This is a genomic window from uncultured Microbacterium sp. (assembly GCF_963521695.1).
In the GTDB taxonomy this organism is placed as follows: domain Bacteria; phylum Actinomycetota; class Actinomycetes; order Actinomycetales; family Microbacteriaceae; genus Microbacterium.
This window is the reverse complement of record NZ_CAUQWC010000192.1, coordinates 1-6,741: the sequence shown is the minus strand read 5'-3', so window position 1 is coordinate 6,741 and position 6,741 is coordinate 1. Positions and strand designations below refer to the sequence as shown.

At 70.0% G+C, this 6,741-nt stretch carries 6 protein-coding genes and 1 pseudogene; 4 read left to right on the top strand and 3 right to left on the bottom strand.

Going from position 1 to position 6,741, the window contains the following annotated elements:
• Positions 1–141 precede the first annotated feature (141 nt).
• Positions 142–1,593: a cation:dicarboxylate symporter family transporter gene (locus RWP81_RS12900; RefSeq protein ID WP_314456709.1), complete on the bottom strand. Its 1,452-nt coding sequence runs from the start codon at positions 1,591–1,593 to the stop codon at positions 142–144.
• Between the two features lie 215 nt (positions 1,594–1,808).
• Between RWP81_RS12900 and RWP81_RS12895 the strand changes: the two genes are divergently transcribed.
• The 3 genes and pseudogenes from RWP81_RS12895 to RWP81_RS12885 all read left to right on the top strand — a co-directional run.
• Positions 1,809–3,413, top strand: coding sequence for an ATP-binding protein (locus RWP81_RS12895; protein WP_314456707.1), 1,605 nt, complete (start codon positions 1,809–1,811; stop codon positions 3,411–3,413).
• Complete coding sequence (locus RWP81_RS12890; RefSeq protein WP_314456705.1) at positions 3,410–4,093, top strand: response regulator; 684 nt, start codon at positions 3,410–3,412, stop codon at positions 4,091–4,093. The genes RWP81_RS12895 and RWP81_RS12890 overlap by 4 nt, the downstream gene beginning before the upstream one ends.
• 207 nt (positions 4,094–4,300) lie before the next feature.
• Positions 4,301–4,516, top strand: a pseudogene (locus RWP81_RS12885) (GIY-YIG nuclease family protein); the annotation flags it as partial.
• Between the two features lie 234 nt (positions 4,517–4,750).
• Here RWP81_RS12885 and ald read toward each other — a convergent pair.
• Entirely contained in the window at positions 4,751–5,836 is a 1,086-nt protein-coding gene (gene ald / locus RWP81_RS12880) for an alanine dehydrogenase (RefSeq protein WP_314456703.1), read from the bottom strand.
• A gap of 155 nt (positions 5,837–5,991) precedes the next feature.
• On the opposite strand from ald, the gene RWP81_RS12875 reads away from it, so the two are divergent.
• Positions 5,992–6,465 carry an Lrp/AsnC family transcriptional regulator gene (locus RWP81_RS12875; protein ID WP_314456701.1) on the top strand — a complete coding sequence of 158 codons (474 nt, stop codon included), beginning with the start codon at positions 5,992–5,994 and terminating at the stop codon, positions 6,463–6,465.
• 149 nt (positions 6,466–6,614) lie between these two features.
• Here RWP81_RS12875 and RWP81_RS12870 read toward each other — a convergent pair.
• Positions 6,615–6,741: homocysteine S-methyltransferase family protein (locus RWP81_RS12870; RefSeq protein WP_399540600.1), on the bottom strand; the 127-nt coding region annotated here is incomplete at its 5' end.

The following is a 6,741-nucleotide window of genomic DNA, read 5'->3' as shown; positions in this document are numbered from 1 at the left end:
CTTCGAGGTCGAGCACGAGGACGTCGGCCGCCGTCTCGAGGCCGCCCGCGAGCGGCGAGCGAAGCATCCACGTGCGGGCGAGGTCCACACGCGCGGGGGCGGGGGCGGCCGAAGCCGCCCCCGCCGGGGTGTGCGCGATGGTCACGAACGGCTCCGAGCCGCCGCCTCCGCCTCCGCCTTGGCGCGGAAGGTGTTGAGCGTGTCGGTGTCGACGCGGGCGGGGCCGACGCCGGACTCGGCCGAGGCGATCTTCTTGGCATCCGCCGCAGTGTTGACCGATCCGTGGTCGTCGCCGGTGAGCAGGCTCTCGTCGAACGGGATCCGGCCGGCGAGCACCTCGCCGACGCGCTCTCGGTCGTACTGCTTGGTCCAGGCGCCGATCAGCATGGTCGCCACCGCGTTGCCGGTGAAGTTGGTGACGGCGCGAGCCTCGGACATGAAGCGGTCGATGCCGACGATGACGCCGACGCCGTTGACCAGGTCGGGGCGGTAGGCCGAGAGACCACCGGCGAGTGTCGCCAGGCCCGCACCGGTCACACCGGCTGCACCCTTGGAGGCGATGATCATGAAGACCATGAGGCCGACCTGCTCGGGGATCGACATCGGGGCGCCCATGGCCGAAGCGATGAACAGCGACGCCATGGTCAGGTAGATCGCGGTGCCGTCGAGGTTGAAGGAGTAACCGGTCGGCACGGTGATACCCACGACGGGCTTGGAGACACCGAGGTGCTCCATCTTGGCAATCAGGCGGGGAAGCGCCGCCTCGGACGACGAGGTGCCGACGATGAGCAGGTACTCGCGGCCCAGGTACTTCATGAGCGAGAAGATGTTGACCCGCGTGACGGCGTAGAGCAACGTGCCCAGGACACCGACGATGAACACGAAGCACGTCAGGTAGAACGCACCCATCAGGATGCCGAGGCTGATGACGGCGGCGAAGCCGGTCTTGCCGACGACGGCGGCGATCGCGCCGAACGCTCCGAGCGGGGCGAGCCAGAGGATCATGCCCAGGATGCGGAAGACGAGCACCTGGAAGTTGCGGATGGCGTCGACCATCTTGGCGCCGCGCTCGCCCATGCGCTGCAGGGCGAAGCCGACGAGCAGGGCGATGAAGAGCACCTGGAGGATGCTGCCGCCGGTGAAGGCCGAGAAGAACGTCGTCGGGATGATGCCCAGGATGAAGTCCTGCGTGGTGGTGGGTTCGGCCGCCGCCTCGTAGGTGGCGCCGGCGATGTTGAGGCCCTCACCGGGGTGGATGATGTTGCCGACGATGAGGCCGATGATCAGGGCGAACGACGACATGATCAGGAAGTAGACCATCGCCAGTCCACCGATCTTGCCGACCGTGGAGGCCTTGGCGATCGATCCGATGCCGACGACGATCGTGCAGAAGATCACCGGGGCGATCATCATCTTGATCAGGCTGACGAAGCCTTTACCGATCGGTTCGAGCGTCGTCGCGAACGCGGGGGCCACGAGACCCACCACGATGCCGCCGACGACGGCGATGATCACCGAGATGTAGAGCCAGTGGTTCGGGTCGATCTTCTTGCGAGGCCGGCCGTCGCGAGTGGTGCGGAGTGAAAGAGCCATCAGCGCCTATCTCCTCTTTCTAACGTCATTGTTAATTCCGGCGGGAGCGCCGGGCGGGTGAGATGTCTTGGTACTTCCGGCGGGAGCGCCGGACGGGTGAGATGTCTTCTGTCTCCGGCGGGCGCCGCCGGTGGATGTCATGACTGTGGTCGACGGCGAGCCCCACGACGATTTGTGGTCGTATTGTTCACGGCATGGAGGCGAAAGGGCGAGGGATGCGACTGAGCGTGGGTGGGCGTCTGGCCCTCGTGTCGCTCGGCATCGTCGTGCTCGTCGCAGGTGTCCTCGCCGCGCTCCTATCCATGCAGTTGAGCGACTCCGGGCAACGCGAGGCCGAGCAGGTGACCCGGTCGGTGGCCGAGACGTTCGCGCACGAGGCGGAGATCGCCACCCTCGTCGCCGCTCGCGACTCCGACCGTCTGCAGCCGATGGTCGAGCAGATCCTCCCCGACGCAGACCTCTCGTTCGTCACGATCATGACGCCCGACGGCATCCGTCTCACCCACCGCAACCGCTCCGAGATCGGCCTGCCGTACCAGGGATCGAGGGCCGAGGCTCTCGCGGGCGAGAGCTTCACCGAGGTGTACGTGGGAACGCTCGGCCCCTCGGTGCGCACCATCGTGCCGATTCGCGAAGGCGGTGACGAGGAGGGACCCATCGTGGGTCTCGTCGCCGTGGGCGTGACGCTCGGCGCCGTGCAGCAAGACCTCGCCGCCCGCGTTCCGCTGATCGTCGCGGCATCCGCGGCCATCGTCGGGTTCGGCGTGCTGGGCGCGCTGTTCGTGCGCCGGAGCGCGCGGCGCGTGACCGGTTCGTACACGCCCCGCGAGCTGTCGCGCCTCGTCGAGAGCTACGAGACCGTGCTGCACTCGCTGCGCGAGGGACTCGTGGTCACCGACCGCAACGGTCGCATCGTGCTCTACAACGACGAGGCCGCCGACCTCCTGGGCCTGCCGCCGGCCATCACCGGCCAGGTCTCACTCGATCCGCACGACGTCGACATGGACGCCGATCTGGCGGACGCCATCGCCGATGGTCGCCGCATGGTCGAGGAGACCGTCGTGAACGGAGACCGCGTGCTGCTGGTCAACCAGGAGGAGGCGCGGGATCTCACGGGCCGCCGCGCGCCCGAGCGTGGACGCGTGATGACCCTGCGCGACCGTTCCGAACTGCAGGCGCTGCTGGGCGAGCTGGAGGGCGTGCGCACGCTCAGCGACACCCTGCGCTCGCAGACGCACGAGCACGGCAACCGCTTGCACGCTCTGCTGGCGCTGCTCGAACTCGGGCGCATCGACGAGGCGCGGCGACTCATCGTGGCATCCACCGAAGACCGTCAAGAGCTCGCCGACCGCCTCGTCTCGGACGACGACGACGCCGTCGTCGTCGCCCTGCTGCTCGGCAAGCTCGACGAGGCCGCCGAGCGGGGCGTGCGCCTCGACCTCGATGTCATCGAGCCGGCCCCCCGCGTGCCGTTGGCGGCGCCGGAGGCGGTGACGGTGGTCGGCAATCTCGTCGACAACGCCCTGGATGCCGCATCCGCGGGCGCCGAACCGCGCTGGGTGCGCGTGTCCCTCACCGCGCGCCAGGGCGACGCGGTGCTCGAGGTCGCCGACAGCGGCGCGGGCTTCGATCCGTCTCTGCGCGACCCGTTCGCGTACGGCGCCTCGACCAAGCCCGCACACGCCCCGGGCGGACGCGGTGTCGGCCTCGCGCTCGTGCGCGACATCGTTTCCGCGCGCGGAGGGACCCTGCAGCTGGCGGCCGAACCGACGACGGTGAGGGTGTTCCTGCCCGTCGTGACGGAGCAGGTGCCGGCATGATCCGCGTGCTGGTGGTCGACGACGACGCCCTCGCGCTCGAACTGCACTCCGCCTACGTCGCGCGGGTCCCGGGCTTCGAGGTCGCGGGGCAGGCCGCGGGGGCCCGCGCGGCGCTCACGGCCCTCGCCGACCCCGAACGTCGCATCGACCTCGTCCTGCTGGACATGACCATGCCCGACGGCACCGGCCTCGATGTCGCGCGGCGTGTCCGGGCGATGGGCTCGCGCGTCGACATCATCGCCGTCACGGCGGTGCGGGATGCCGCGACCGTGCGCGCCGCGGTCTCGATCGGCGTCGTTCAGTACCTGATCAAGCCGTTCGCATTCGGGGCCTTCCGCGAGCGGCTGGAGGCGTACCGCGCCTACGTCGAGGGCCTCGACCGCGCCGCCGGCGAGGCGACGCAGTCGGAGGTCGACGCGCTGCTCGGCTCTCTCCGGACGGTCGCGCCGCCGGCCATGCCGAAGGGACTGAGCGACGAGACGCTGCAGTCCGTGGCGGAGCACGTGCGCACGGCATCCGGAGCCGTCTCCTCGACCGAGGTCGGCGAGAGCGAGGGGATGTCGCGGGTCACCGCCCGGCGGTACCTGGAGCACCTCGCCGACGTCGGGCGCGTGCGCCGCGAGCCGCGCTACGGCGGGCAGGGAAGGCCCGAGATCACGTACGCGTGGGTGCGGGGGTAGCCGCAGGCATCTGAGCCGCGCCAGGTCTCCGAGCTCGTCGAAGGGACCGGAGGTATCGACAAGCTCAGCCACCTCGCCTCCCCGACCCCGTGCCCCGATCCCCGACCCTCGGGCCCCAGGTCCCTGAGCTTGTCGAAGGGACCGGGACCCGCCGGCGTTGTCCACAGCCTCGACGAGCTACCCCGAGCGCAGTGCCATCATCACGGGATGCCATGGGCGTACATCCTGGAATGCCGCGACGGGTCGTTCTACGTCGGCAGTACGGGCCGAGAACTAGAGAGCCGCGTGTGGGAGCACAACCACGACGATGACCTCGCGGCATCCTTCACGAAGAAACGCCGGCCAGTGCGCTTGATCTACGCCGAATGGTTCGACGCTGTGGAGGCGGCGTTCGCCCGCGAGAAACAGCTTCAGGGGTGGCGCAGGGAGAAGAAGATGGCGCTCATCGCCGGACGTGGCCAGGATCTTCCCCGACTTTCGAGGGGCGGTTCGGGCTCGAAGGCTAGGACAGGTTCAGCCTCCACCCAAGGGCCTCCACCCAAGGGCCTCAGCCCCCGCCAATTCGCTGAGCCCGGCGAACGGGACCGGCGGCTTCGACAAGCTCAGCCACCTCCGCCGCAGCTGAATGATCGAGCACATCGACGGCTCGCTCGCCCCTCAGAGGCCGAAGGCGGCGCGGACGCCCTCGTTCACCACGACGCCGGAGCGCACGTTCAGGCCCTTGGCGAGGGCGGGATCGGCGGATGCCGCGGCCTCCCACCCGGCGTCGGCGATGCGCGCGATGTAGGGCAGGGTCGCGTTCGACAGGGCGCGGGTCGAGGTGTGCGGCACCGCGCCGGGCATATTCGCCACGCAGTAGTACAGCGCGTCGTGCACGCGGAAGGTCGGGGCGTCGTGGGTGGTGGGGCGCGAACCCTCAAAGCAGCCGCCCTGGTCGATCGCGATGTCGACGAGCACGGCTCCCGGCTTCATCGTGCGCACCATCTCGTCGGTGACGAGCTTCGGGGCGGCGGCGCCCGGGATGAGCACCGAACCGATCACGAGGTCGGCGTCGGCGAGCTGCTCGGCGATCTCGAGGCGGGTAGACGCGCGGGTCTCGATCGCCCCGCCGAAGCGCTCCTCGAGCTGGCGGAGCGTGGGCAGCGAGATGTCGACGACGGTCACGCGGGCCCCGAGGCCGAGGGCGTTGGCCGCGGCGTGCTCGCCCGCGACTCCGCCGCCGATCACGACGACCTTCGCCCGCGGGGTCCCGGGCACGCCGCCGGGGAGCAGGCCGCGCCCGCCCGAGGCGCGCAGCAGATGGTGGGCGCCTTCGATGATCGACAGGCGTCCGGCGACCTCGCTCATCGGAGCGAGGAGCGGCAACGCGCGGTCGGCGGTCTGCACGGTCTCGTAGGCCACCGCCGTCGTGCCCGCGGCAATGAGGGCGTCGGTCAGCGGCCGGTCGGCGGCGAGGTGCAGGTAGGTGAAAAGGGTGAGGTCGCGGCGGAGGAAGCCGTACTCGGGCGCGATCGGCTCCTTGACCTTGACCAGCAGCTCGGCGCGGGCCCAGGTCTCGTCGGCGGTGGCGACGATCTCGGCCCCGGCGGCCCGGTACTGCTCGTCGCCGAACCCGCTGCCCTCGCCCGCACCGGCCTGCACGAGCACCTCGTGACCGCGGTGGACGAGCGAGTCGACCCCGGCCGGCGTCATCGCGACGCGGTTCTCGTTGTTCTTGATCTCGGTCGGCACGGAGACGCGCATGGGTTCCTCCTCGAGCGGGTGAGCGTTGCGGAGAGAATCGCAGAATACGGTGTTTCCGTGGTGTTTCTCCGTAGATTCTTCGGAGACGACTCGCGACTGAGCGCTGTCGTCGACTCAACAGCACCTCCCTCTCCCGACAGAACGAAGGATCTGCGATGATCGACGACGACCTGCACCCGCTCGACGCGCGCATCATCGAGCTACTGTCCGCCGACGCGCGCATGACGAACGCCGCGCTGGCCGAGGCCTTGGGGGTCGCGGCATCCACCGCTCACGTGCGCGTGCGCGCCCTCGTCGACCGGGGCCTCATCACCGGGTTCCACGCCGCCGTCGATCAGAGCCGTCTGGGACGCGGACTGCAGGCGATCGTCGGGGTGACCCTGCGTCCGGGCCAGCGGCAGGAGAGCATCCGCGCCTTCGCGCACGACGTGCGCCGGCATCCGGACGTCATCCAGCTGTTCTTCCTGGGAGGGGCCGACGACTTCCTCGTGCACATCGCGGTGGATGACTCCTCGGCCGTGCGGCGCTTCGTCGTCGATCATCTCTCTGCGCGGCACAGCGTGGCATCCACACGGACGAGCATCATCTTCGAGTACCACCGCAACGCGGTCGCCGCCGACTTCGACTGAGTCCGTCGCGGGATCTGCTGCGGCCCCCACCGTCGGAATCCGGCGCGAGATCACACGATCCGCGCGAGATCGCACGCTCGGCCGCGCGCGGTGCGTGCGATCTCGAGCCGATCGTGCGATCTCGGGGCGTAAGCCGCGACCGGGCGCGGTCAGCGCAGGGCGGCGGCGATCGCGGCGATATCGGCGGGGGTGGAGCGGCAGCAGCCGCCGACGAGGCGTGCGCCCGCCGCGACCCACGCCGGAACCTCGTCTGCCAACGGGGCGGCGGGGCCGAGC

What these genes read in the sequence shown, in the direction of transcription:
- RWP81_RS12895 (WP_314456707.1), top strand. Translation starts at nt 1,809, where the DNA reads ATGCGACTGAGCGTGGGTGGGCGTCTGGCCCTCGTGTCGCTCGGCATC.
- RWP81_RS12875 (WP_314456701.1), top strand. Translation starts at nt 5,992, where the DNA reads ATGATCGACGACGACCTGCACCCGCTCGACGCGCGCATCATCGAGCTA.
- RWP81_RS12900 (WP_314456709.1), bottom strand. Translation starts at nt 1,593, where the DNA reads ATGGCTCTTTCACTCCGCACCACTCGCGACGGCCGGCCTCGCAAGAAG.
- RWP81_RS12890 (WP_314456705.1), top strand. Translation starts at nt 3,410, where the DNA reads ATGATCCGCGTGCTGGTGGTCGACGACGACGCCCTCGCGCTCGAACTG.
- ald (WP_314456703.1), bottom strand. Translation starts at nt 5,836, where the DNA reads ATGCGCGTCTCCGTGCCGACCGAGATCAAGAACAACGAGAACCGCGTC.